Raw genomic sequence first — 22,866 nt, 5'->3', positions numbered from 1 at the left:
CTCCAATTAGCAAATAGTCTTTATGTTCTTCATTTCCGGTCCAGAAAATCAGCATCATCTGTAAACATTAAACTAACGCTATCGTTTACAACTAATCAGAAAGAAAGATAACCACCTTTGACAAATAATCATAAAATCTCATTAACCTGAGAGTCTGAAGGATCCCCTCATAATTTTCCAAGCCCAGCACTGTGTGCCAGCGTTTGATATTCGAGTATAGCCCAGTGATATTGCTGTTCGTTGATATCATAACGCCGATGATTTCTGACCTCCTGTCCCAGCCGAGGAATGGATAGCACCCGGCGGTGCTTGATGGTGTTCGCTTGAAAGTGGAAGTGCCATTTCGCTTGGCTGGCAATAAGGCCATTCCACCAAAGAAGAATGTCAGCCAGTAAAGCGATGAGAAGTAAGATATCTAGCCGCTTCACACAACGGGTTCTATTGTGCCACAACGCTTTTCCATAGGCGGTACTTTTGAGGTCTCTGAAGGCTTCTTCAATTTGCATTCTCTTGGCATATAAACGGGTTATCTGCACAGCATGGAGGGTTTGATTGGGGATATTAGTGACAAGTAGCCACGGGTCATTAGCACTTTTGGCGAAGACTTTCGAGGCAGTGTGTTTTGAGCTTGTGCGGGCATGACGAAGTGCTTTTCGTCCTTTAGGTGATTGTTTTACTAAGTATGCTTGGCAAGCGAGCGGAGAGCGTTTCGCGAGTTGGCATCTCCCGGGGTCATTCGGTTTACTCGTGGCTTTGTGGTAAAGCGCTTTGTTGCATTGCCAATCTTGGCGGTTGAGTTTTATTGAGACTTCCCCCCGCACACGACCAATCCAGAACCAGCCTTTTTGTTGGACTTGGCGAAACCAGGTGTTCCGGGATCCCGCATCAGATATCACAATGGGCGTGGCGCCTTGGGGGAGAATATCTTGAAGCTTATCGAGAAAGCGCTGATGGGAACTTGGTGAATTATATTGCTTATATTCAAAGGCTTGTTCATACAAAGTCACGGCACGGCCATCGAGGACAACAGAAGCACGAAGCGTCATATGTCGGAGTTGCTCACGCACATCAGAGCAATCAACAAGGATAACCGGACAAGGGTTGGCGCCAGTAATTAGACGGGCATGCCACTTATAGATGTCTTCATTTTCGCGATGTAATTGGTTGTTACTCAGTAGTCTGTCGATGCGCTTGATAGCGTGCTTAGTGGTCGTTCGGGTATTGAGAGAACGGCCGAGCTTGGTAAGAGTGAGGTCAGCACCATCGAGTACAGACTTAGTCGCAAGTAGCAGAGATTGAAGTCGTTTTTTATGAATAGTGGGACACTGATTAGTTAAGGTATCGAGTAAGATCTGAACATCGCGCATCGGTAATTCCTCTTGGTGGAATGTGGTTTTTGGCGAAATTCATTAGATCAAAGGGTACGGTGCGCGTCCTTCTTATTGTTTGGAATAGGAATTTTGAGGGGATTCGCTAGCCTGAGAGTAACGCTCCCTCAAGAATAATCTGTTCAATGGTATAAAACTCTTTACACATTGAGCGCTGCCTACCACAACAATTTCTATCTACATAAGCTGCTCTTAGCTTTAAGAGCATTCTTGTGTGTCCTGCTTGATGTAAGTTATCTCCTTTGTGGATATTAGCGCTTCCCTACCCCTTATTTATATAGTCGAAAATACCGTGAATTTTTAAGTGATCAGCATACCAGTATAAATTTTCTTTTTATTTTTCATTAAGTTAAATAGAAGCATTAGGAAAAAATATTTCGCCGCATATTAAATGCGTTTTCAATCACAAATCATAAAGTTTCAAATTATCATGATGGATATCATACTTCAGCCAAAAATTTTATCCTCGGCAGATGTATAACCCTTAAAACTGTCAATATTTAGTGTTTTTGATAAGCAAAATGAAATATTTAAACACTATCATCTAATATAGCTAATACAAAAAGACGCCAGATCAGCTTATAAAAGTATGGGTGATTGATTACTTTAGAACTAGAATATCGGATACCTAGAAAAAAAATCACAACATCAAAAGATATTTTTGATGTATAAATGTAAACAACTCTTAAGACATGAAATTCACTTATAAAAAATAGAAGCCTAAGGCGTAATTAAATACGTAAATAGTTATTAAAAAACCACATATAAACAAAGTATATTATTTTAGACATTTGCTTAAGCGATTATATAGAGTGCCTCTAAGTCTCACACCACTTAGCACTTCTATAATCATGATCCTCATGGGAAATTACAAATAAGCAAGAGAGATAAGTAGTCTATGTCTGAATATTGGTAGCGAAAGGAAGATTGTTCTCCATACAAGCATCTGTCTACTTGAAATAAATCAAATAGATAACTTTACCCTGTTATTAAGAAAGTGAAGAAAGACGATGGAGAGAATACTAAAACCGATTACTGATGACAAGAAAATCTCATTAGATGAGTTACATGACAATAATTCCTATTATTTAGTAAAAGAAGAAATAAGAAAGCTAAACGAGATAAATCCAGAAAAGAAGATAGACTGGAAAAAAGTAGAAGAGTATTCATATGATATACTTGAAAATTTTGACAAGAGTCTTCAGATCTTAACCTATTGGTTTATAGCCAGGCTATACAATCATGGATGTCAAACAATCTTAGAATCGTATAATGTTCTTGATGGCTTTGTTAAAGAAGTAAAAGTAGAGACATCAAAGAAAAATGAAAAATTCTTTGATTGGTGGATAGAAAAAACTATTGATTGGATTTCAAAGCACAAAGAAGAATTAAGTAGAGATAAAGCTTCTATCCTTTTAAAAGATTTAGAAAAAATACAAGAACAGTTTTCTGACAGTACCACACAGCTGATTCCAACTCATAGGTTAATTAGTTGTTTACACTCTGCTATCTCTGAGAATGTTTGCGACGAAGGTTCAAGCATACTAGGATACGAGCCCATTGATGTCGGAAAAAAAGAATCAGAAAATAGCGTACATTATTCTAAAGAGAGCCTGGAAAATAATGTAGAGAAATTTTACTATGCAGAAAGCCACGAAAAATTGATAAAGACCAATCTAAATCAATTGAAGAGTCTTTCTTTACAAATAATGGATAACGATATTTTTAGTAGTAAGCACTATAGGCTAAGAAGAATAGGAGTCTGGAGCGATATATATCTTCCTCCAACAACTATAGAGGAAAATAAAACAGGTATATTACCACCTGATATCAATGATAAGAGAATATTAAAAACGCTATTTGATTCTGAGAATTGGATAGAGCTGATAAAGTCGAGTGAATCTAAGCTTTTACAGTATCCTTACTGGCTAGATCTGAATAGATTCACTTATATCGCCTTGAAGAAACTAGATCATATAGATATTGCCAAACAAGTAAAGCGAGAGCTACTTAAATTTATTGACCACATAGAAAGTATTCATCTTTACTCTTTTTCGGACGGCACACCATTTGCCGAATTAGATACTATAAACTGGATAGAAAAAGAAAATAAATATCAACATAAAAATCATTTAGTTACAGAGCATTCGGAATCGGATCCAACAAGAAGATTAGAAATAAGCAAATCCAAAAGTAGTTTATATAGAGAGATCTACCACCAAGTAAAGGCATCATTAAATAGTGGAAATCTCGAACTTTCCTTGTGTCAGCTTGAGTTATTAATAACGGCTATAGATACTTATAAGTTAGAGGAGTGGGAACCAATGCTATGCATTGATTTCTTGGAGTGTGCAGCAGAAGTCTATTACAGAACCAATCAAAGGTCACAATATCTTCATGTTATACAAAAGATTTCTAGAATAGATCCCACAAAGGTAAGGGAGTTATTCAGAAGTAAATAGTTAAAAGCTAGGAGTCAATAATGAGTGATAAAGGAACTGTCTCCCCAAAAGAAAGGGTAAATATAGTTTATCGTCCCGCTACTGATGGCGCATCTGAAGGTGTAGAACTTCCACTAAAAATGTTGGTAGTTGGAGAGTTTTCAAATCAAGAGGACGAGAGACCTGTTGAAGAACGTAATCCAGTAGATATAAACAAAGCCAATTTTGATGATGTTCTTCAATCGCAAGGATTGAGCTTGCAGCTTTCTGTTCCAAGGAAATTAGCAGGTGCAGAGGAAGGTGAAAATATAGCCGTTTCTCTAAATGTTGAAAGTATGAAGGACTTTGAACCTGACAACATTATCAAACAAGTTCCTGAACTCAGAAAATTACTGGAGTTAAGAGAGGCTCTGAAAGCACTAAAAGGACCATTAAGTAACGTACCTGAATTTAGAAAAAAACTACAAACGCTTATTGTTGATGATGAATCGCGCACCACTTTGTTAAAAGAAATCGGCTTAGATGAGTTCATAGAGAAAGGAGACTCAGAATGAGCGACACAAACGTAGTACAAGACAGTGGTCAACAGGTTAATAGTATCCAAGATATTACTTTGCTGGATCAAATCGTAGAAGCCACAAAAGTCACACCAGACAACCAAGCATTTCCAATCATGAAAAGCGGTGTTGAAGCGTTAATTAGGGATCTGGTGAAACCCGAGTACCGTGGAGTAAAAATTAATGGTGACCTAGTCGATGCGATCATTGGAGAAATTGATGAGCAGATGTCTCTTCAAGTCGATGAAATATTGCATGATCCTAACTTCCTTAAGATTGAGAGCACTTGGCGCGGTTTACAATTTCTGGTGGAAAGAACGGATTTTAAGGAAAACATTCGTCTAGAAATGATGAACCTGTCCAAACAAGACTTGTATGAGGACTTTGAGGATAGCCCAGAAATCGTGAAGTCAGGTTTGTACCAGTTAGCCTACACAAAAGAATATGGGCAGTTTGGCGGTCAACCTTATGGGGCAATCATAGCAGATTATGAATTCGGCCCGGGCTCTCAAGACATGAAACTGCTCTCTGATATCGCGGCAGTTTGCACTATGTCTCATTCACCTTTCATTGCAGCAGCAGGCCGAGAGTTCTTTGGTATTGATAATTGGAAGAATCTGCCCTCATTAAAAGACCTCAGGTCTGTATTTGAAGGGCCTCAATATCAAAAATGGAATTCGTTCAGAGAGAGTGAAGATGCTCGCCATATAGGTTTAACATTACCAAGGTTCCTTCTTCGTCAGCCTTATGGCGGAGACGGAAAAATCTGCAAATTATTCAACTATAAAGAGCAGGTCAATAACAACGACGATAACTTCTGCTGGGGCAACACAGCTTTTGCATTTGCAACAAGGCTCGCTGCCAGCTTCGCAGACTATCGCTGGTGTGCAAACATTATTGGCCCACAAAGCGGTGGCATGGTTGACGATCTCGCGACTTACCAGTTCCACTCGCAGGGTGAGGTCAAATCACAAATTCCCACAGAAATTTTACTTTCAGAGCGCAGAGAGTACGAACTCAGCGAAGAAGGCTTTATTGGCTTGACCATGCGAAAAGGGAGCGATAACGCAGCATTCTTTTCGGCAAACTCTTGTCAAAAGCCCAAAACTTTCTCTGGCCCAGGCGCTAAAGAAGCCGAGCTTAATTACAAGCTATCTACCCAGCTTCCCTACATGTTGGTGATGGATCGGTTGGCGCACTACATAAAAGTATTACAACGAGAAAATATTGGCAGCTGGAAAGAAAAACAAGATCTCGAACGAGAGCTAAATAATTGGATTAGCCAATATGTCACAGAGATGGATAACCCACAGCCGGGCGTAAGAAGTAAACACCCTTTAAGGGGAGCACAAATTGCTGTGAATGATGTTGAAGGTGATCCAGGTTGGTATCAGGTGTCACTTAAAGCAAGGCCTCATTTTAAATATATGGGAGCGTCATTTACCCTCTCATTGGTCGGGAAACTCGACAAAGAGTAAAAGCGTGTATTTAAATCATTAAAGGAGCTTACGCATGGCATTAACAATGTACATGTCTCTGACTGGAAAAACACAGGGAGATATTAAAGGTGGTTGTATTCAATCACACGATAGCAAGAAAGATAAAATACTTGTTTATCAATGTGAACAGGAAACAACAATTCCTAAAAACCCGCATGATGGTTTACCAACAGGACAGAGGATTCACAACCCTCTCACCGTAGTAAAAGGTCTTGATGTCGCTTCACCAAAAATATTCCAAGCCGTATGTAGTGGCGAAAGGTTTTCAAACGTGACCTTAGATTTTTGGCGTATTACTGCGGAAGGTATTGAAGAGCATTATTATACTATCCAGTTAGAAGATGCAATTATTGTCAATCGAAAGGCACATACCCCGCTAACATTCCATCCGGATAATCAAGCTTATATGGATATGGAAGAAGTCAGCTTTAGCTACTCGAAAATAATTCATACTTACAATGACGGAAATATTTCGGCTGAGGATTCATGGGTATAAACCCCTGAGCCATTAATCTAGGGGGTACGCCCCCTGTTTGGGTCTTATGTGAAACAGCAACGATTACTAGAGAGAATCAGATCTGGCGGTGAAAATTCTTCTGACAAAGAGTTACTGTTGGACTCTATCACAAATCATATACATAGAATCTTAAATACCCAACAGGGAAGCGTACCCATTGATAAAGACTTTGGTATGCCTGATTTTAGTGATTTACGCTGGGGTGAAGGCTCTGATATCAGACATGACCTAGAGAATTTCCTTTCAGAATTGATTTTGAAATATGAAAGAAGAGTTAAGTCAGTCAATGTCTATACACAGAAAGATAATAAATCACCACTAGCATTATGTTTTGTTTTAGAGGCAAAGATTGAACTCAAGAATAAGATAATACCGTTAGTTTTTGAAACAGTATTAAAGCCTGACGGCTATATTGCCTTACAGCGGAAATAATTAAGCATGTTCAAAGATCATTATCAAAATCAACTTTCTCTGCTCAGGAGCCTAGGAAAGGAGTTCTCGAAGAGGCACCCCTCTCTAGCACCTATGTTGGCAGACCAAAGTGCTGACCCTGATGTGGAGAGGCTTCTTGAAGGGGTCGCATACCTAACAGGCTCTGTTCAACAGCGCCTTGATGATGATTTTCCTGAGCTGATCCATAGTCTGGCTCATCTGCTATTCCCGCACTATATGCGTCCTTTACCTGCAACAACAATCGTTCAATTCAAGCCTAAGATAGGCCTGAATGAACTGTGTAAAGTAAAAGCGGGTACAGAGCTCAACAGCATTGAAAATAACGGGGTTACCTGCAAATTCACTACCTGCGAAGATCTCAGTATCTACCCTTTAGCGTTAGATTCGGCTGAAGTTCAACCCAGTTTTTTGCAACTTAATTTTAATTTCATCGAAGCATCAGTAGCTGTACTAAAAGAAAACTACCTTCGTATTTATTTAGACGGGAGCTATGTTGACGCCTCGGACAACCTGCTATTTATTCGAGAAAACCTCGAAGGCACTACATTGGTTTGTCAAGGAAAGAAGTACTCTTTAATTGGCAACCAATCAATAAGTCTACTTTCTGAGAGTGGTGCTATCAGTTTGTTTGAGTATCCCAATAATGCCAATACATCTTTTAAAAGTATTCAGGAATATTTCACACTACCAAAACATCAATTATATATAGATATTCTTGGCATAGAATGGTTACAACAAAATCGATTCCTCAATGAGAAAACGTTCTCAATACAACTTAGATGGAAAACGCCTAACCCATACAAAGCATTTAAACGCGAAGACTTTCAGCTATTTTGCGTCCCAGCTGTTAATTTATTCAACCATCATGCTGATAGCATCAGTTTAGACCATAGTATCACTGAATATAGAGTTAACCCCGCGGGTGGAGATAAGTACCAGATTTATTCTCTTGAAAGTATTGTAGGCTTCCAACAAGGCTCAGCTAATCAGAGAGAGTATTTGCCCTTTACCATGTTTAACCCTCAATCTACCCGAGTACCTGTTTATTCTATGAAGAGAAAGGCCTCGATGGTAAGAGATGCCTGCGATTCCTATATATCAGTAGCCTATACCGATCCGTTAAATCAAATAAAGCAAGAACACTTAGCGATTAAAGTGAAGTGTACAAATGGCAGTGTTGCAGACAGTCTGAGAGTGGGCGACATATGTGAAGCAACCAGTACATCGCCTGTATTAGCCGAGTTCTCTAACATCACCAAACCCACGACCGCTGTAGAATCACCACTTGGTGACCAGTTACTGTGGAGAATGCTGTCACACTTATATATCAACCAGGCTAGCTTGGCGGAAAGACAGAACCTAATTACTTTGCTCAAGCTATATATATTTACCGACTCAAAGGATACGTCAACCACCCTTGCTAATACAAAACGTGTTGAATCGATTTTGACCATCACCTCACAACCCATATTACGACTTTTTGAAGGAATGATGGCGAGAGGAAATGAAATAGTCATCACTCTTCATCCAGATGGCTTTTCTGGGAAAGGCGATATGTATTTGTTTGGTTGTGCGATCAACAAACTTCTGTCTGGCTATAGCAGCATTAATAGCTTTACAAGACTTGTCGTTGAAGAAGCAGGGACACATTATCGTATTACCTGGCCAGAAAAGGTGGGTTTAAAATGTCTAGTTTGAATAAACGTCAGCCTATTGACCTGCTTTTTGAAGAGCCACATAAGTTCACTTATATACAGGCTATTAGGTTATTAAATTCTGGTCTCACAGAGACTAAAAACAAAATAAAGTCACGTTCTACGTTATCACTGGCTTTTTCAGCTAATCATCTGGAAAGCATAGTTAAAGACAATGACCATATAGAAATCACCACCAACATTCTTGGTTTGTATGGTATCGCCTCACCGTTGCCAACCTTCTATACAGAAGAGCTTCTAGCGGAATTCAGAAATGATGAAACAGTACAACGTGATTTTCTGGATCTCTTGGTGGAACCTGTTTATGAGCAGTACTTTCAGGCATGGGAGAAGTACCGGCTCATATCCTGGCTTGTTGAGCGAAATGATCAAGCAAAAACGAGCCATCTGTTTTCGTTTTTAGGTCAGTGCATTCCGGCAACCAGTGCCCAAGATGAATTCGACGCCTTCGAACTCCTCCCCTATGCAGGACTATTCACACAGACAAGGCGATCGGCATACGGGCTAAAGTCAGTGGTTCAAGAACTGGTTGGAAACGATGCGTCAGTTTCAATATATCAATGGTACCCCAAATGGGTAGATGTCCCTTCAAGCCAGTTGTGCCTGCTAGGTCAACAGAACACCCACCTAAATGGAGAATGCTATTTGGGTGAACAGCTACTTGACTGTGCCAACAATATCCAAATACGAATAACAACCCATGACTACACACTTTTTCTCGGATTAATGCCTGATGGCAATAAGCATAGAAAGCTACTCAGAACATTAAAGAAATATATACAAGAAGGGCTGGACGTTAATTTAGACCTTAGGTACGAGCGTTTGGAAGGTACCCAATCCTACTTAGGTGACGATAATTCAGCGCTGCTTGGACTGAATTCCTCGTTAGGAAACGGATTATTTAAATTGAACTTCCAGCTGGATTATTTTTCTGTCGACGGAACGAGTAATTGATTTCCAAAACAGATAAATAGAATCAAATAAACCCACATTATCAGCACTAAAGATGATAGGTAAACACTCCAGAGATAGGGATTTATGATGGACTTTGAATTCACTTCCACAAACTGGCAAGGCAGTCCGCTAAACGTCATTGAAGTCGATGGCAAAGAGGCTATCTCACAACCCTACTGTTTTGACATCACCCTAAGCTGTCCCGAACCGATTGATCCAGATGTATTTCTCGGACAAGGAGGTCAGTTTTTGATGCGTAATGGCGTCGATGAACCCCAGACATATCACGGTATTATCTCCGAAACCCGACTGTTGGCAAAAACGCATGGCCAGTGGCGTATACAAGTCACTTTAGTACCTCGTTTATGGGCATTGGGACTGGGTACGCAAAGCCAGATTTTCTTAGATAAAAACGTTCCGGAGATCATTACTCATGTGTTAACCGACATAGAGTCCAACGGGATAACCTTGACCATTGATGTCTCACTCACTAAAGAATATCCGCAACATGAATACGTCTGCCAATTCAATGAATCCGCATTGGACTTTGTTTCACGTCTTATGGAAAAAACGGGCATCTACTACTTTTTCGACCAAAAAAATGGGACGGATTGTCTGTGTATCAGAGATTTAAGTCTCATCCACGAGAGTAAAAACGAAGCACAGCTTACTTATGCGTCAATATCCGGTTTAGATTCCATTGAAGACGAACAGGAAGCTTCTAGCAATAAGCCTCAATTGATACATACTTTCACCGAACATTTGCAGCACCGTACAGTTGATGTCCACCTAAGAGCTTTTGATGAACAAAAGCCTGATGTTCAAAGTGAAGTTATCCATCCCGTCGCAGATAAAGGCTTTGGCAAAACCTACGTTTACAGCACCCAGTTTAAACGGAGCGAAGATGTGGACCATCTTGCAGAAATCTGTGCACGTCAACTCGCTTGCCAGTTAAAACAGTATGTCGGTAAAAGTCGCGCAATCTGGGTAGAGTCAGGCTATACCTTCGCCTTAAAAGACCATTTCCTTGGCCGTTTAAATCAATCGTATCTGATCACAGAAGTTCGTCACACAGCAAAACAATCCACATTTCTTACGCACGGCATCAGTAAGAATGAAAACGTTGACACGATTAACTACACCAACCAATTCACTTGTGTTCCAGCCTCCGTACACTATTACAGCCAGCCCAACACACCGACTCCCCAAATCACTGGTGTGCTCAGCGCAGTGATAGACGGAATAGGAAATGGGGACAGTGCCCTGCTCGACGAACAAGGTCGCTACAAAGTTATCATGCCTTTTGATCTGGCATCAGATAGCAAAGAAGACGGTAAAGCATCCCATTGGATTCGACTCGCTCAACCTTATGGCGGAAATGCCCAAGGTTTCCACTTTCCATTGCTCAAAGGCACAGAGGTACTCCTCACTTTTGAAGAAGGCAACCCTGACCTGCCCGTCATACAAAGCACGATCCCAAATGCCAAAAACCAAAACATCGTGAATGACCAAACGCCATACAGAAATACGCTCAAAACAGTGTCAGGAGCGGAAATCGTCATGGATGACACCCCAGGTAACCAACATATTTGCCTCAGAATAGGCGGCGTTTCCATAGAAATGGGCGACATAGACTTATAAGCATAGATGTCTGATTAATCGGGATTAATGAAAAATGAGAATTATAAAAGACCTTAATCAAGGCATATTAACCGCCCCGTTTTCACTGGCTGGTAAGCAATATTTTACTGTCACAACAACAGTGGCTTTCACGCTTGGTCAACAAAACACACTCAAAGATGAACAAGAGATGTGGAATCTACTGGCTGAAGAGCTGGGAGAAGAGATCCTGGATACAGGCATGCCGAAAACAAACGGTGAATGGTTGGTCAAAGGAAAAGCACATTGCTACGAGTCGCCCAAAGAGCATACAAGGGTCAAATCAGGGCTCGCAGGGAACAGTAAAACCCTTGAAGTCCATGGCCCGAGGCACTGGCAGAAAGACGAAGCGACCTCTGCGTCACCATTTCACACAGTGGCTATCGATTGGGCGAACGCCTACGGACACGAAAAGTGCGCCGAGAATCCCAGTGGAAATGTGTTCCAGCAACCTGCCATGGTGAACTATCCAGGCCATACCCAACTGCATAGAGACCATGAAATAGAACCCGCGAGTTTCTTACCTTTGTATGCCCATCATCCGCGTCGCTACAAACAACTGGGAACTTACGATAAAGATTGGTTTGCTGATCATTGGCCAGGCTACCCACAGGATTTTGATCTCAACTACTTTAATGTGGCCCCCACTGACCAACAGCTTTCGGGATGGGTGCCTGAAGGTGCAGAGTTCCAGTTGGTTAATCTCCACCCCACTCAGCCGGTCTTTACCGGGCGCATACCCACTCATACGCCAAGAGCATTTGCGCTTCATGAAACAGAAGACAGCACGCTGTTTTCAGAAATCACATTGAACCGCGATACGGTTTGGTTCTTTCCCAGTGTCGAGCTTGGCGTAGTCATTTACCACGGGGTAATTGAAATTACAGATGATGAGGCTCTGGACGTAAAAACGGTAGTGCTGGGCTTGGAGCCACCGGGCACCGAGCTTTTGCCTATCGAACATTACCTTGCCGAAGCAAACAGCACGCCTGCTGAGCAGGCAGCAAAAATGGCTGGCATTGATCCTTCGGACAATGAAGCCGCTGCTCAGGAAGCGTCTCTCAAAGAACTCGCTATTCAACGGGAGAGAGAAAAAGCCAATGCAGACAATGCGAGGCAACGTCATTTTGAAATCGCCCAGCTAAGAGGACTGGTACCCACCCTTACCGTTGGAATAGCAGACTACGGATCCTTTATGACAGATATGCTCGAAGGATTTGGCGAAGACACCAGTGAATTCTTGGAAGGGTTAGAAAAGCAACAAAAACAGCTCAGCGAATTCAAACAATCAAGCCTCAAGACATTAGACAAACAATATGAAAGATTGAGCAAAGAAGCGGCTGGTAATTCTCAACAGACAAACGGTCAGGCAACGTTAGATGCACAACAGAAATTACAAGCTGCAAAAGAAAAAATAAACAACGTCGGCAGAGACCCGGAAGACTGGAACCTGCGTGCCAGCAGTCTGCTGGCACTGGCGGAATTAAACGTCTCAAAACACTGGGAGGAATATCAGGCAAACGGTCTGAGATCAGTGAGTGCTGCGCGTTACATGCTGGGCTATATAGACAAACCTTACCCCTTTGTAGCAAAAGAATGGGGCCTTGAAGCACCAGAAAGCTTAGATATTGGCCCGGGATGGCTACTACCCACATATCAGGGCGACGAATTTGTATCTATCACTGTCAGACCAAACCACCTGAGCGACCCCAATGGGGAGTATCAAGTTCCCGGCGGCCAAACTGTCAATTGGCGCTCGGGACCAGAAGGAAAAAACATCCTCATAGCAGATGAATTGTTTCTGGGTTGGCAAATCGCGCAGGACATTGACGACTCCATCATGGTGATCGTCGCCGAAGATGCCACATTCATTCAAGCTGATGAATTAGCGCACGCAGAAAGCATTCTGATCCCCGTTGCGGCTGGCAACAATAGCGACCAGAGTTTACTCGAACCTTGGCAAGCCCTGCATCCCAATGTCATCGCTTGGCAGTTACCGCAAGATTGTGAATGTTTGGATGACCTGATAGCAAACGGACACGAACCACGCGAATGGTTGCAACCTTATGTGTCTGATGAAGCCCTTGAACCGCCCTCAATAGAAGAGCTCATCCAAGCAACATACGACAAACACACCGAAGGAAAACCGCCTGAGCAATTTATGCAGGAGCAGGCAGAAAAGCACCTTGCTCAAACAGAAGAAACCTTATTAAAGCAAGGTCGCTTTCTAGAAGATAAAGCCCCCATTTATGCTGCAATAGAAAAGGCGAGGGCACAAATAAATGCGCCTGCCACACCTATGACATATCAGGATATGAGAGATGCGCTGAACAATCAGCCAAGCCCTGACACCTTGCTGCCAAAGATAAAATCGATGAAAGATGTCCCTTTAGAAGACATCGAATTAAAACTGGCTGAAGCCAAGAAAAAACAGGCAGCATTTAACGAAGAAATGAATCAGTTAATCGATGATGCTGAGCAAGCTGAGAAAAATGTTCAAGCGCTGGAAGAACAAGCGAAAGCCACTAAACAACAAAAAGGTATAGCCAATCAAAAGCTGACACGCGAAGAATTGGAACAAGCCTATGCCAACGGTGAATCACTGCAGTCACTCGATTTAACAGAATTAGACTTAACCAATATTCAATTGTCAGGCGCAGATCTATCGAATGCTTTAATGATGGGGACAGACTTTACCGGTAGCGATCTCACCAATACCACAATGCGGGAAGTGCAAGCAGAGAAAGCCAAATTCGATCATTGCATGATGGAAGAAAGCGACTTTACCAGAGCATTAATACAAGAAGCATCATTTATTGAAGCTCAGTGTGCAAAGAGTGATTTTAGCGAATCTAATTTGACACAGGCCAACTTAACCGCTGCAGATCTCACACACGCAAAATTTAATATGTCGCAAATGGATAAAGCTAATCTCTCTCAATCGTGTTTAATCAATGCTGACTTTTCTTCTGTTATGGCTTTTGAAGCTAATTTTGATAACGCAATGATGAAAGGAAGCATATTTAATCGCTCTATCTTTAATGAAGCCAGCTTCAACAATACGAACCTTAGTGAATCGCAAGGTGAGCGTTGCTGTATGTGGGGAATAAAAGGGGAAGCACTGTGTATGGATAATTCAGAAATATCCCATTTAGCATTAAGCGAAGCAGAATTAGACAATGCAAGCTTTATGCATGCAAAGTTGGACAGCCTCAGTATTATAGAAGCAGATATTAAGAATACTAACTTCCATGGGGCCGAACTCAATCACGCATATATTAACGAAAGTAAACTCACTTATAACAACTTCAATAATGTTCAATTAAAGCAAGGGCAAGTTAGAAGAACTGATATGGAAGGCTGTAGTTTCATCAGTACCAATCTCATGCAATCTTCCCTTATCAAATCAAGTTTTTTAGGTGCTAACTTCCAAAGAGCCTGTTTATTTAACGCAGATATAAGAAAGATAAAAATAAATAAAGACGCTTTTCGTACTAGCAATATAAAGCGCACTTTACTTGGATAATGGTATCACTCGAGGTTATCAATAATGAAAAGGATCGATTTTTTGAGTCTGGTAGATAAGTCAGAGCATATCAGTAATGTTGAGTTAAAGCATACAGATCTATCTGATATAGACCTATCCGGAAAGACTTTTGAGGGATGTGATTTTTCTTCAAACAAATTTCATCAATCTGATTTGTCAAACACAACATTCATTAATTGTGTCCTCAATAAGACAAACTTCAGCTTTTCTAAGATAAAAAATACTAAGTTTGAACGATGTTTAATGATATCGAGTACCTTAAGAAAAATTGAGGCCGAATTTGTCTCTTTTAAACATAATCAAATGAACTTCTGTACTATATCAGACAGCACATTTGAGCACTCTTCTATTGAAGCCTGCTGCCTCTACCACACCCGCTGGTACAGTAACTCCATTAACATAATGATGATAACTGACTGTAAAATATCAGAATCAGTTTTTAATCGAGTAAAGTTAAAATCCATCATCTTTTCTGAAGGTAAAATCAATGACGTTAGTTTTATTAAATGTCGATTTCAGAAATGCCACATGGATGACCAAGACCTGACAAAAATAGTATTAAAAGACACCAGTTTCTTTGCTTGTCAAATTAATAACTGTGATATGACAAATTTAGATTTAAAAAATAGCAGCATGGCACATTGTTATTTTAACCATTCAAAGCTTTCACAGACCGACTGGTCTTATTCCATGTTAAAAAGCTGTGCATTTCAAAATGCACAACTCAATTTTTCCTCTTTTAAGAATACCTCCTTATTAGGCTGTATCTTTGATAGTGCCGAAATGACTGGCGCTAATTTTACCGAAGCTGATATGCAAAAATGCATTATGACAACCGTAATGGGTTCAGCATCAAGCTTTTACAAAGCCAATATGCCTTATTGCGACTTTTCATATGCTGATTTTAGTCTCGCCAACTTCACAAAAAGCAATCTCAGATATACAAAATTTCATCGAACAAAATTAGAACACACCGATTTTTCAGGTGCAGACAAACGTGGGTCAATAGGGACTGATACCGATCTGTTAGAAGCAGAAAATTGGAAATAGAGAGGGAGAATAATCATGGTCGTCTCACCATTAAAAACGACAGCTCATCAACGGGAAGGCGGGCTGGCCAGCGGTATTGTCAATACTGTCTGCGACGGTGCTTTTACTGTCACTGTTAATCACTGCCGCTTTTCTTCGAACAAGGCAGCCGGATGCCTGTTGGTGCCTGAGGCCGGCGACACCGTTTTACTTGCCATATTAGGTGGAAAGTTCTGGATTCTTGATGTTCTTGAAAAATCAAATATCGAGACAGCCAACATCAGCTTCCCTGGCTCTTTAAATTTGCATACTGGACAAAAGCTAACGCTATCAAGCCTCGCTGGGTTGACGTTACAAACCCCGGCGAAAGCCGCGCTTGTCGCGAGTGAAATGAACGTAAAAACCCAATCTACTCATGTACAAACTAGCCAGGTCAAGCTCACTGCAGAAAAGGCTGATGTTGCCCTGACAATCCTCCACCAAGTGATCGAACGGGCGGAAACATATACGGAATGGCTCATCAGCAAACTGGGGCGATGTATCCGCACTGTCCGTGAACATGATGAGCAACGCAGTGGCAGCTACACGCAGAGGGTAGAAGGATCCCATGTCGTGGAATCAGAAAACAGCGTACATATCGCACGTAAACACATGGCAATGGATGCCAAGAAAATTCATTTGGGATAGGAGAACAACATGTGCATGGCTAACAACGCGGTTTCAGGCAGTTCCATGGCGCCGGCAGACGTATGTAAAACGCCACCGATTGGCATACCAGCCCCTTTCCCCAACACGATGAACAGATCCATGACTAACCCTTCAACCGCCAATACCAAGGTGATCATCGAGAGCGGTCCTGCCGCTACAACGAACACCATAGTATTGCTAAGTAGTGGCGATGAAGCTGGTGTGATGGGCGGTGTCGCCTCCTCTATGATTATTGGCCCATGCCGGAATTCCACAGGCAGTGCATGTGTGATCCATGCTGGTATGCCAGCGACAACCTTAATTCACCCTTCTATGCACAATGGCATGTCGCCTAATACGGTTGGAAACGGCGTCGCGCCTTCACAAACCAAAGTCTCGATAATGAGGTAACCGTCATGAAGTACACACTCCTTGCCATGTTGTTATTCGGCCTCACGGCCTGTTCCAGTTCGGACGAGCTGGCCGAAGAGCTGCCGCCCTCTGCGGAACATCCCAACCAAATGGTGTGGACTAAGCAAAAATCTGCCGTGAGCTACCACATACAAGCTGATGAACGACTCAATGTGAAAAACGACGCACCAACCAGTCTGATGTTGTGTGTCTACCAACTGACTGACAGCGCTGAGTTCGTGCAATTCAGCCAAAGTGAGCAAGGAGTGAGGCAGTTGCTGGAATGTGAACGCTTTGGCCCTTCCGTGGCATTTTATCAGCGGCTCTATCTTCAACCGGGGCTAACTCTTTCTGATGTGATGGATAGACATGAAGGCGTCAGATTCCTCGCCGTAGTAGCGGGATATTGGAATTTGGACACCAAAAATGTCACCCAGCTTTATGCATTCCCAACCGATTACACCACCACGGGCAGTTTATTGTGGGAAACGGACCATTACCGTCCCGGTAAATTGGCTGTGCGGCTAAAAGCGGGTGAACAGTCCCTCTGGTCTGAAACAGAAACGGAATAAGGTAAGCAGGACATGGACAAGATCACACCAGTGTATTGGCATCAGGGGATGTTGCTGCAACCTCAGCATTTTCAAATGGAATCTCAGTATCTTCAGTTTCGACAAAACAGGATAGACCAGTTAACACGAAACGAACACTGGGGGTTAAAGGACATTCATATTCGGACAGAAGATCTGGATCAAGGCCGGTTTGTCGTCAATAGTGGCGAGTTTTTCTTTCCTGAAGGCAGTGTATTCAGAGTGCCGCAGGAAGCGACAGTGTTAACACGAACACTGGACGACGATGACATTCCACCGGGACGAACAGTGAATGTCTACATCGGTATCAAACGATGGCGGGGAGAAGGTGCCAATGCCGATGAAATGGGCCGCGACCAGCTATCAAATTCACTAGAATCAAGATTTTATGTGCCAGAAGAATCGGATTCAGTGCCTGACCTCTATGGTAAAGGGTTGAACGCCCAAGTTCGTAGTATGAAGTTTTTAGTTAAGATTTTTTTTGAATCAGAGCTTGAACACATCAGTGACTACGACCTTTTACCCATTGCGCGCCTCGAGCATGAAGGTGGAGCATTCCGCTTAGTATCAAGCTATGTGCCGCCGTTAATCAATGTTCAACACTCACAACGCCTAAAAGCCCAGCTTACTGATATTCGTGATCACATTTTGATGCGGGCAAAACACATTGAAAGGTTCAAACCCACCGCGGAAGAACTGCTTGAACAGGGAAGCAATGACTTCGGGTTAACGCTTGTTCTTGGGGTACTCGTAGAATGCGCTTGGAAAATTCAGGATGTGACAGAAACCCCTATCCTCCATCCGAGAAAAGCCTGGTCAGATGTTTGCTCCATTGTGGCTAAGCTAAGCAGTTTCGTGAGCCAGTTATCTGTTGTCGGCGAACCAGGGAAAGAGCGCTGGCCGGAATACGATCATGAAAATCTCAGCCAGATTTTTGATGAACTTCAAACACAAATAAAGCAAGCCCTAAACACGATCACGGTAGGTCCTCAACATGTGATCAGGTTCAGTCAACAGCAAGAAACCTGGTATTGCCAAATAGAGGAAGACGCCTTTAACGAAGACTATCAATTCTGGTTGTTGTTTGAAGGACAACACCGTGAAGACATTGAAGAGGCACTCAGCCACCTGATAAAGCTAGCACCAGAATCCATGTTAAGCACCATTCTCATGCGGGCGCTTTCTGGTATTCCGTTACAACCCCACAGCACCTCCCCACGGGGATTACCCAAGGAAGAACAAGGGGTTTACTGTGAAATCGATGTGAGTCATGAACTCTGGCAGGAAACAGGAGAAGAAGGCCAGCTTGCCTTATTCTGGCCAACTGATGAGGGTGCCCAAGTCACACTCTATGTGCTGAGGAAGTAGACAGCAATGAATGATAGTCAAATACGCAAATTTATGGCGACAACGTCCGCGATCGCAGAAAACAGGCTAACCACTCCCCATGAAGAGCTCGTTGCGCAGCTACAAAAAAGGTGCATCGAACTGGAGCAAGGGATGAACGCATCGTCAAACAAGCGCGCGAACCTCGCTTTATTTGCACTCTATGTATGGGCAGATGAAAGACTGCTGGCCTCCGCTTGGGCAAGGGACACCCAATGGAAACCCTTACAAACTCGCTACTTCAAGACCACTTGTGGGGGAGAGCTCTTTTTCGAGCGTTTAAACATGCTCATCAACGAATATCAGAGCGCCACAGCTGCAGAAAAAAAGGCGTTGGTCGAGATACTGCGTGTTTATGCGATGTGCCTTAATGCCGGTTTTAAAGGCAAATATTACAAGGATGGTGAGCCAGCGTTGAACCAGTTCCGCCAATCACTTCTTGAAATTTTCAATATAAAAATTCCTGCACTTAATACCTACACCTCATCGGGCGTGTCAGACATTCCTCTAAGACCTGCTATGGGAGTAAAAGGACTGTTCATCATGCTGGTCATCGGTGTGGGCTTTGTTATAGGGCTCTTCTTTATCTATCGTGAATTATTGCTTAAGCAGCTGATTGTGTAATTACACAACTAACGAGAAGTGGAATGAAAAAGAAAATCCTAGCATTAATAGGTTGGCTTTGTTTAATCACCCTGTTACTGCTTTTATCAGCAGCACTTTTTTACGCCGTGAATAAAAACCAATGGCCATGGTGGTATGGCGCAATCGGTGCCTTATTGATCTGTGCGTTTGCCTTCACTCTGGTGTCACTGGCGAAATGGATACGTCGACGTCGGCAAAAGCGTCTCATTAAACGTATGGTCACCCATGACCAGCCGCAACTGGACACCACGGAAGAGCAACACAAACACCGCCAAACCGAGGTAAAAAGCCAGTTCTTGGCCGCCATAGACACACTAAAGAAATCGACGTTGTCGGCACAGGGCGACCCCGTGCATGCCTTACCATGGTTTTTGGTGCTCGGTGAAACCGACTCCGGTAAAACATCCGCGCTAAGAAAATGCGGTTTAACGTCGTTAATTTCCAAAGCCGGTCCAAAGTTAAACGCCGATTCTACCGACACCTGTGATTGGTGGTTTTTTGAAGATGCCGTCGTGCTGGATACCGCAGGAAGGTACACCCTGCCGCTTAATGGTGACGACGATGAATACGAATGGCAGGAATTTCTCACGCTACTCGGAAAGCACCGAAAACGTGAACCAATCAATGGCATTGTGATTACTTTACCCGCAGAAATGCTGGTGGAAGGCGATGCAGAGAGAATAAAAAAATACGGCACTTACATTGCTAATCGACTCAACGCGCTGACGACAGAATTAAAAGCACGTGTATCCGTATATTTAATGATAACTAAAGCCGATCACATCTTTGGTTTCAACGAATTTGCTGAACAGCTCAGCGCCGACAAGCAAAAAGAGGCGCTGGGCATCACCATTGAGCAGACGTTGGAAGCCTCCGACTTTATTGACATGGCATTAAACGATCTGTGTGACCGAATTGGTGCGTTATCACTGCTTTCTCCGAATCAGGTCTCATGCGCTGAGCTCAGCCTAACGGACGAGCTGAAAGCGTTGAAAACAGTATTGAACCAGTTCGCCAGGTCCGCGTTTGGTCATGGGAAATATCATGAAGCCGTGTTACTGAGAGGGATCTACCTTTCCAGTGCCAGACAGCAACACCCCACCAAAAGCGCCTGTTTCTCGCAAATCAGCCAAAGCACAGGCCCTGAGAGGGAACACGGTCTCTTTCTTCACGATTTCTTTTCACACTTGTTACCCAGTCAGCGAGCGGCATACCACCCCAGCAGCGCATGGTTAAATGTTCAACGGAAAAAAGTCTACACCCTGGGTGGCGTATTTGTTGCCATCCTCACGGTAGGCGTACTCACCCTCACCTATGTGTTTTGGCAAGGTCACAACCAGCTATCAGCCCTACAGAACAGTCTGGTGAACCTTCAACAACATGCGCAGCAAACTACGTCGCCCGAACAAAGTTTGCTCAGGCTGTCAGATTTACATACCCAGATTACTGGTTTCGAGCGCGAATTGCCCCCCCGTTATTTGCAGCCTGTCAGCTTAAAGGAACCGATGGTTATCGCCCTTGCTAACGCGAAAAACATATACAGCGAGAACTTTCACCGTCAGGTCATCCACCCCACCAACCAACGGCAATTGCAGTGGCTCAAACATGCAGGAGACCCCAGTGTGGCGCTCGGTGCCGTGATTGATAATTTCGCCTCCCAGCTAAAGGGAGTCGATGCCACCCTCAACGATACTTATCGCCCCATCACGCTTTCAACGCCGGCAGGACAAGCAGAAGACAGCGAAACCCCCTGGCTATACCAAGGTGTATACGAATCACTGTTTAACGCCTACCTGGGATTTAACACCCAGCCTAAACAATTGCTCGCATTGCGTGCTCAGCTTGACGACCAGTTGAACAATCTGCTTGCCATCAACGGTGAACTCTCCTGGTTGGTCAACTGGGCAAATCACCACAACCGACCTGTCAGTTCCAATGAGTTCTGGCAATTACCTTTAGTGAGTCCGCTTAAAATACCGGGGGCATTTACCGAACAGGGCCATCAACACATTCAAGCCTTGCTGACCACACTCAGCGCCTTGAAGTTGGTCGACAACAGTCAGGTTTCTCGTTTCAACAGTGGTTATGCCGTTCAATACCTCGAACATTGGCGCAACCTGAACCTGAACTTCAACCAGACCGGCGAAGGCATGACCATGGCAGAAAGGCGTATGGTGTCTCTCACGGTGAACCAACCCGACAACCCTTTCGCCATCTTGCAGCAAAGAACCCTTAAAGCGCTGCAGGCCATAGCAGCAATCAATGATGTGAGCTTACGTTCCCTCACGCTCGCGGAAACGATGTTAAAAGGCTACTGGGCGGAGAAAGAACAAGACAACCTGAATAAAGGACAGGCGTTTATAGATTCGGCAGTCAACAGTCTGGTCGAAGGGGACAGCGCATATTTCGAAAAAATAGAAAAAGGCAAAGAATGGGTTGGCGCATTCACTCAAGCCATGGTGGTGCAAAACCAGAATATTGATAATCAGTCCAAAGTGACAGAAAGCCTGGGGCGATGGCTAAGCGGCGCAGACTCCGGTGCTGGCATAGAAGATGCCTTTACGGCCACACAGCAACTGGAGAATTTATTGGCCTTAGCGCCCGGCTCAACATCGCTGGGGGGCTATCAGCTTTTCAACAATATCTACCAGTTTATGCTCGAATCCAGCATGGAAACCGCCGCCTGTCGCATACAAAGTGCATGGGAAAGTGACGTGCTCGGGCCACTCAAGTATTTGCCCAATAGAGAAAAAGTACAGCGACTATATGAAAAAAAAGGGTTGTTAGATACCTTTCTTACCCAACAGCTCACCCCTTTCGTCAGCCTTGACGGGAGAGGCTGGAAGCCCAAAATGTTGCAAGGCAAGCAAATTGAGTTCCAGCCCGCCTTTTTCAACTTAGTGGAACGGGGGGCGTATGTTCGGGGTTCGCAGCAACAGGAATATACGGTGCGCGTTCGGTCCTTACCCGTTACCGTCAACCGGGATGCGTTAACTTACCCGCAAAAAACCACCCTTTCACTTTCCTGTGAAAGCGGCGAACAGACTTTGGTCAACCATAACTATGACAAGAAGCAGGCGTTCAAATGGCAGCCCTCTTCCTGTCTCACCACCAAAATCAGCATCGATTTTGGCGATTTCATTTTGAATAAAGTCTGGGAGGGTGAAGGCGCATTTCCCGATTTCCTTCAGGATATGGCCGGAGGCTCCCTGAGACTGGCTCCCTATGATTTTTCAGGCTCACTGCTTTCATTGAAAAAACACAATATTAAGCAAGTGACCATCAATTATGAAATACAAGGAGGACGTTCAATAAGGAACTGGAAAAAAGCCAGAAACCTCGTGATGCCAGAAAAAATCGTTCACTGTGATGTCAAATAACCGGAAAG

General features: G+C 43.3%; 18 protein-coding genes. 16 read left to right on the top strand and 2 right to left on the bottom strand.

Going from position 1 to position 22,866, the window contains the following annotated elements:
- Positions 1-167: 167 nt before the first annotated feature.
- Positions 168-1,367 (bottom strand): IS4 family transposase, encoded by a 1,200-nt coding sequence (locus QL223_RS06620; protein ID WP_281544251.1) that lies wholly within the window; start codon positions 1,365-1,367, stop codon positions 168-170.
- A 1,031-nt stretch (positions 1,368-2,398) separates the two neighbouring features.
- On the opposite strand from QL223_RS06620, the gene QL223_RS06615 reads away from it, so the two are divergent.
- The 11 genes from QL223_RS06615 to QL223_RS06565 all read left to right on the top strand — a co-directional run bounded on the left by QL223_RS06615 (position 2,399) and on the right by QL223_RS06565 (position 16,446).
- Complete coding sequence (locus QL223_RS06615; RefSeq protein WP_281544250.1) at positions 2,399-3,850, top strand: TssA family type VI secretion system protein; 1,452 nt, start codon at positions 2,399-2,401, stop codon at positions 3,848-3,850.
- Between the two features lie 20 nt (positions 3,851-3,870).
- A complete protein-coding gene (gene tssB / locus QL223_RS06610) occupies positions 3,871-4,383 on the top strand; it encodes a type VI secretion system contractile sheath small subunit (protein WP_002538467.1) in 513 nt (170 codons plus the stop codon).
- Positions 4,380-5,864 (top strand): type VI secretion system contractile sheath large subunit, encoded by a 1,485-nt coding sequence (gene tssC / locus QL223_RS06605; protein WP_281544249.1) that lies wholly within the window; start codon positions 4,380-4,382, stop codon positions 5,862-5,864. The genes tssB and tssC overlap by 4 nt, the downstream gene beginning before the upstream one ends.
- A 34-nt stretch (positions 5,865-5,898) precedes the next feature.
- Entirely contained in the window at positions 5,899-6,381 is a 483-nt protein-coding gene (gene tssD, locus QL223_RS06600; RefSeq protein WP_039849948.1) for a type VI secretion system tube protein TssD, read from the top strand.
- Between the two features lie 48 nt (positions 6,382-6,429).
- Entirely contained in the window at positions 6,430-6,834 is a 405-nt protein-coding gene (gene tssE / locus QL223_RS06595; protein ID WP_039849949.1) for a type VI secretion system baseplate subunit TssE, read from the top strand.
- 6 nt (positions 6,835-6,840) lie between these two features.
- Positions 6,841-8,553 carry a type VI secretion system baseplate subunit TssF gene (tssF, locus tag QL223_RS06590; RefSeq protein WP_002538470.1) on the top strand — a complete coding sequence of 571 codons (1,713 nt, stop codon included), beginning with the start codon at positions 6,841-6,843 and terminating at the stop codon, positions 8,551-8,553.
- On the top strand, positions 8,541-9,524 hold the full coding sequence (tssG, locus tag QL223_RS06585) for a type VI secretion system baseplate subunit TssG (protein WP_002538472.1): 984 nt from the start codon (positions 8,541-8,543) through the stop codon (positions 9,522-9,524). The genes tssF and tssG overlap by 13 nt, the downstream gene beginning before the upstream one ends.
- A gap of 84 nt (positions 9,525-9,608) precedes the next feature.
- Entirely contained in the window at positions 9,609-11,165 is a 1,557-nt protein-coding gene (gene tssI / locus QL223_RS06580) for a type VI secretion system tip protein TssI/VgrG (protein WP_039849950.1), read from the top strand.
- A 34-nt stretch (positions 11,166-11,199) separates the two neighbouring features.
- Positions 11,200-14,709, top strand: coding sequence for a DUF2169 domain-containing protein (locus QL223_RS06575; protein ID WP_281544248.1), 3,510 nt, complete (start codon positions 11,200-11,202; stop codon positions 14,707-14,709).
- A gap of 42 nt (positions 14,710-14,751) precedes the next feature.
- Positions 14,752-15,780: a pentapeptide repeat-containing protein gene (locus QL223_RS06570; protein WP_281544247.1), complete on the top strand. Its 1,029-nt coding sequence runs from the start codon at positions 14,752-14,754 to the stop codon at positions 15,778-15,780.
- A 15-nt stretch (positions 15,781-15,795) separates the two neighbouring features.
- Positions 15,796-16,446 (top strand): DUF3540 domain-containing protein, encoded by a 651-nt coding sequence (locus tag QL223_RS06565; protein ID WP_002538478.1) that lies wholly within the window; start codon positions 15,796-15,798, stop codon positions 16,444-16,446.
- On the opposite strand, the gene QL223_RS06560 is transcribed toward QL223_RS06565, so the two are convergent.
- Positions 16,434-16,568 carry a hypothetical protein gene (locus QL223_RS06560; RefSeq protein ID WP_275040976.1) on the bottom strand — a complete coding sequence of 45 codons (135 nt, stop codon included), beginning with the start codon at positions 16,566-16,568 and terminating at the stop codon, positions 16,434-16,436. The two genes, QL223_RS06565 and QL223_RS06560, sit on opposite strands and share 13 nt — an antisense overlap.
- Between QL223_RS06560 and QL223_RS06555 the strand changes: the two genes are divergently transcribed.
- From QL223_RS06555 to QL223_RS06535, 5 genes are read left to right on the top strand one after another with little or no spacing between them, the layout of a single operon-like run.
- Positions 16,525-16,857 (top strand): PAAR-like domain-containing protein, encoded by a 333-nt coding sequence (locus QL223_RS06555; protein WP_281544277.1) that lies wholly within the window; start codon positions 16,525-16,527, stop codon positions 16,855-16,857. The genes QL223_RS06560 and QL223_RS06555 overlap by 44 nt on opposite strands.
- 5 nt (positions 16,858-16,862) lie before the next feature.
- The gene (gene tssJ / locus QL223_RS06550; RefSeq protein WP_002538481.1) at positions 16,863-17,429 is read left to right on the top strand and encodes a type VI secretion system lipoprotein TssJ; all 567 of its coding nucleotides are present in this window, start codon (positions 16,863-16,865) and stop codon (positions 17,427-17,429) included.
- Positions 17,430-17,441: 12 nt separating this feature from the next.
- Positions 17,442-18,815, top strand: coding sequence for a type VI secretion system baseplate subunit TssK (gene tssK, locus QL223_RS06545; RefSeq protein WP_281544246.1), 1,374 nt, complete (start codon positions 17,442-17,444; stop codon positions 18,813-18,815).
- Between the two features lie 6 nt (positions 18,816-18,821).
- The gene (locus QL223_RS06540; protein ID WP_039849951.1) at positions 18,822-19,457 is read left to right on the top strand and encodes a DotU family type IV/VI secretion system protein; all 636 of its coding nucleotides are present in this window, start codon (positions 18,822-18,824) and stop codon (positions 19,455-19,457) included.
- 23 nt (positions 19,458-19,480) lie between these two features.
- The gene (locus QL223_RS06535) at positions 19,481-22,858 is read left to right on the top strand and encodes a type VI secretion protein IcmF/TssM N-terminal domain-containing protein (protein WP_281544245.1); all 3,378 of its coding nucleotides are present in this window, start codon (positions 19,481-19,483) and stop codon (positions 22,856-22,858) included.
- The last annotated feature ends 8 nt before the right edge of the window (positions 22,859-22,866 follow it).

The sequence above is a fragment of the Grimontia sp. SpTr1 genome (assembly GCF_947387585.1).
GTDB classification, from domain to species: Bacteria; Pseudomonadota; Gammaproteobacteria; order Enterobacterales; family Vibrionaceae; genus Enterovibrio; species Enterovibrio indicus.
This window is presented reverse-complemented; position numbering and strand designations above follow the sequence as displayed.

Coding starts and splice junctions, on each gene's coding strand:
- tssC (WP_281544249.1), top strand. CDS start 4,380: ATGAGCGACACAAACGTAGTACAAGACAGTGGTCAACAGGTTAATAGT.
- QL223_RS06560 (WP_275040976.1), bottom strand. CDS start 16,568: ATGGATCTGTTCATCGTGTTGGGGAAAGGGGCTGGTATGCCAATCGGT.
- tssI (WP_039849950.1), top strand. CDS start 9,609: ATGATGGACTTTGAATTCACTTCCACAAACTGGCAAGGCAGTCCGCTA.
- QL223_RS06565 (WP_002538478.1), top strand. CDS start 15,796: ATGGTCGTCTCACCATTAAAAACGACAGCTCATCAACGGGAAGGCGGG.
- QL223_RS06620 (WP_281544251.1), bottom strand. CDS start 1,367: ATGCGCGATGTTCAGATCTTACTCGATACCTTAACTAATCAGTGTCCC.
- tssG (WP_002538472.1), top strand. CDS start 8,541: ATGTCTAGTTTGAATAAACGTCAGCCTATTGACCTGCTTTTTGAAGAG.
- tssB (WP_002538467.1), top strand. CDS start 3,871: ATGAGTGATAAAGGAACTGTCTCCCCAAAAGAAAGGGTAAATATAGTT.
- tssJ (WP_002538481.1), top strand. CDS start 16,863: ATGAAGTACACACTCCTTGCCATGTTGTTATTCGGCCTCACGGCCTGT.
- QL223_RS06535 (WP_281544245.1), top strand. CDS start 19,481: ATGAAAAAGAAAATCCTAGCATTAATAGGTTGGCTTTGTTTAATCACC.
- QL223_RS06540 (WP_039849951.1), top strand. CDS start 18,822: ATGAATGATAGTCAAATACGCAAATTTATGGCGACAACGTCCGCGATC.
- QL223_RS06575 (WP_281544248.1), top strand. CDS start 11,200: ATGAGAATTATAAAAGACCTTAATCAAGGCATATTAACCGCCCCGTTT.
- tssK (WP_281544246.1), top strand. CDS start 17,442: ATGGACAAGATCACACCAGTGTATTGGCATCAGGGGATGTTGCTGCAA.
- tssF (WP_002538470.1), top strand. CDS start 6,841: ATGTTCAAAGATCATTATCAAAATCAACTTTCTCTGCTCAGGAGCCTA.
- tssD (WP_039849948.1), top strand. CDS start 5,899: ATGGCATTAACAATGTACATGTCTCTGACTGGAAAAACACAGGGAGAT.
- QL223_RS06615 (WP_281544250.1), top strand. CDS start 2,399: ATGGAGAGAATACTAAAACCGATTACTGATGACAAGAAAATCTCATTA.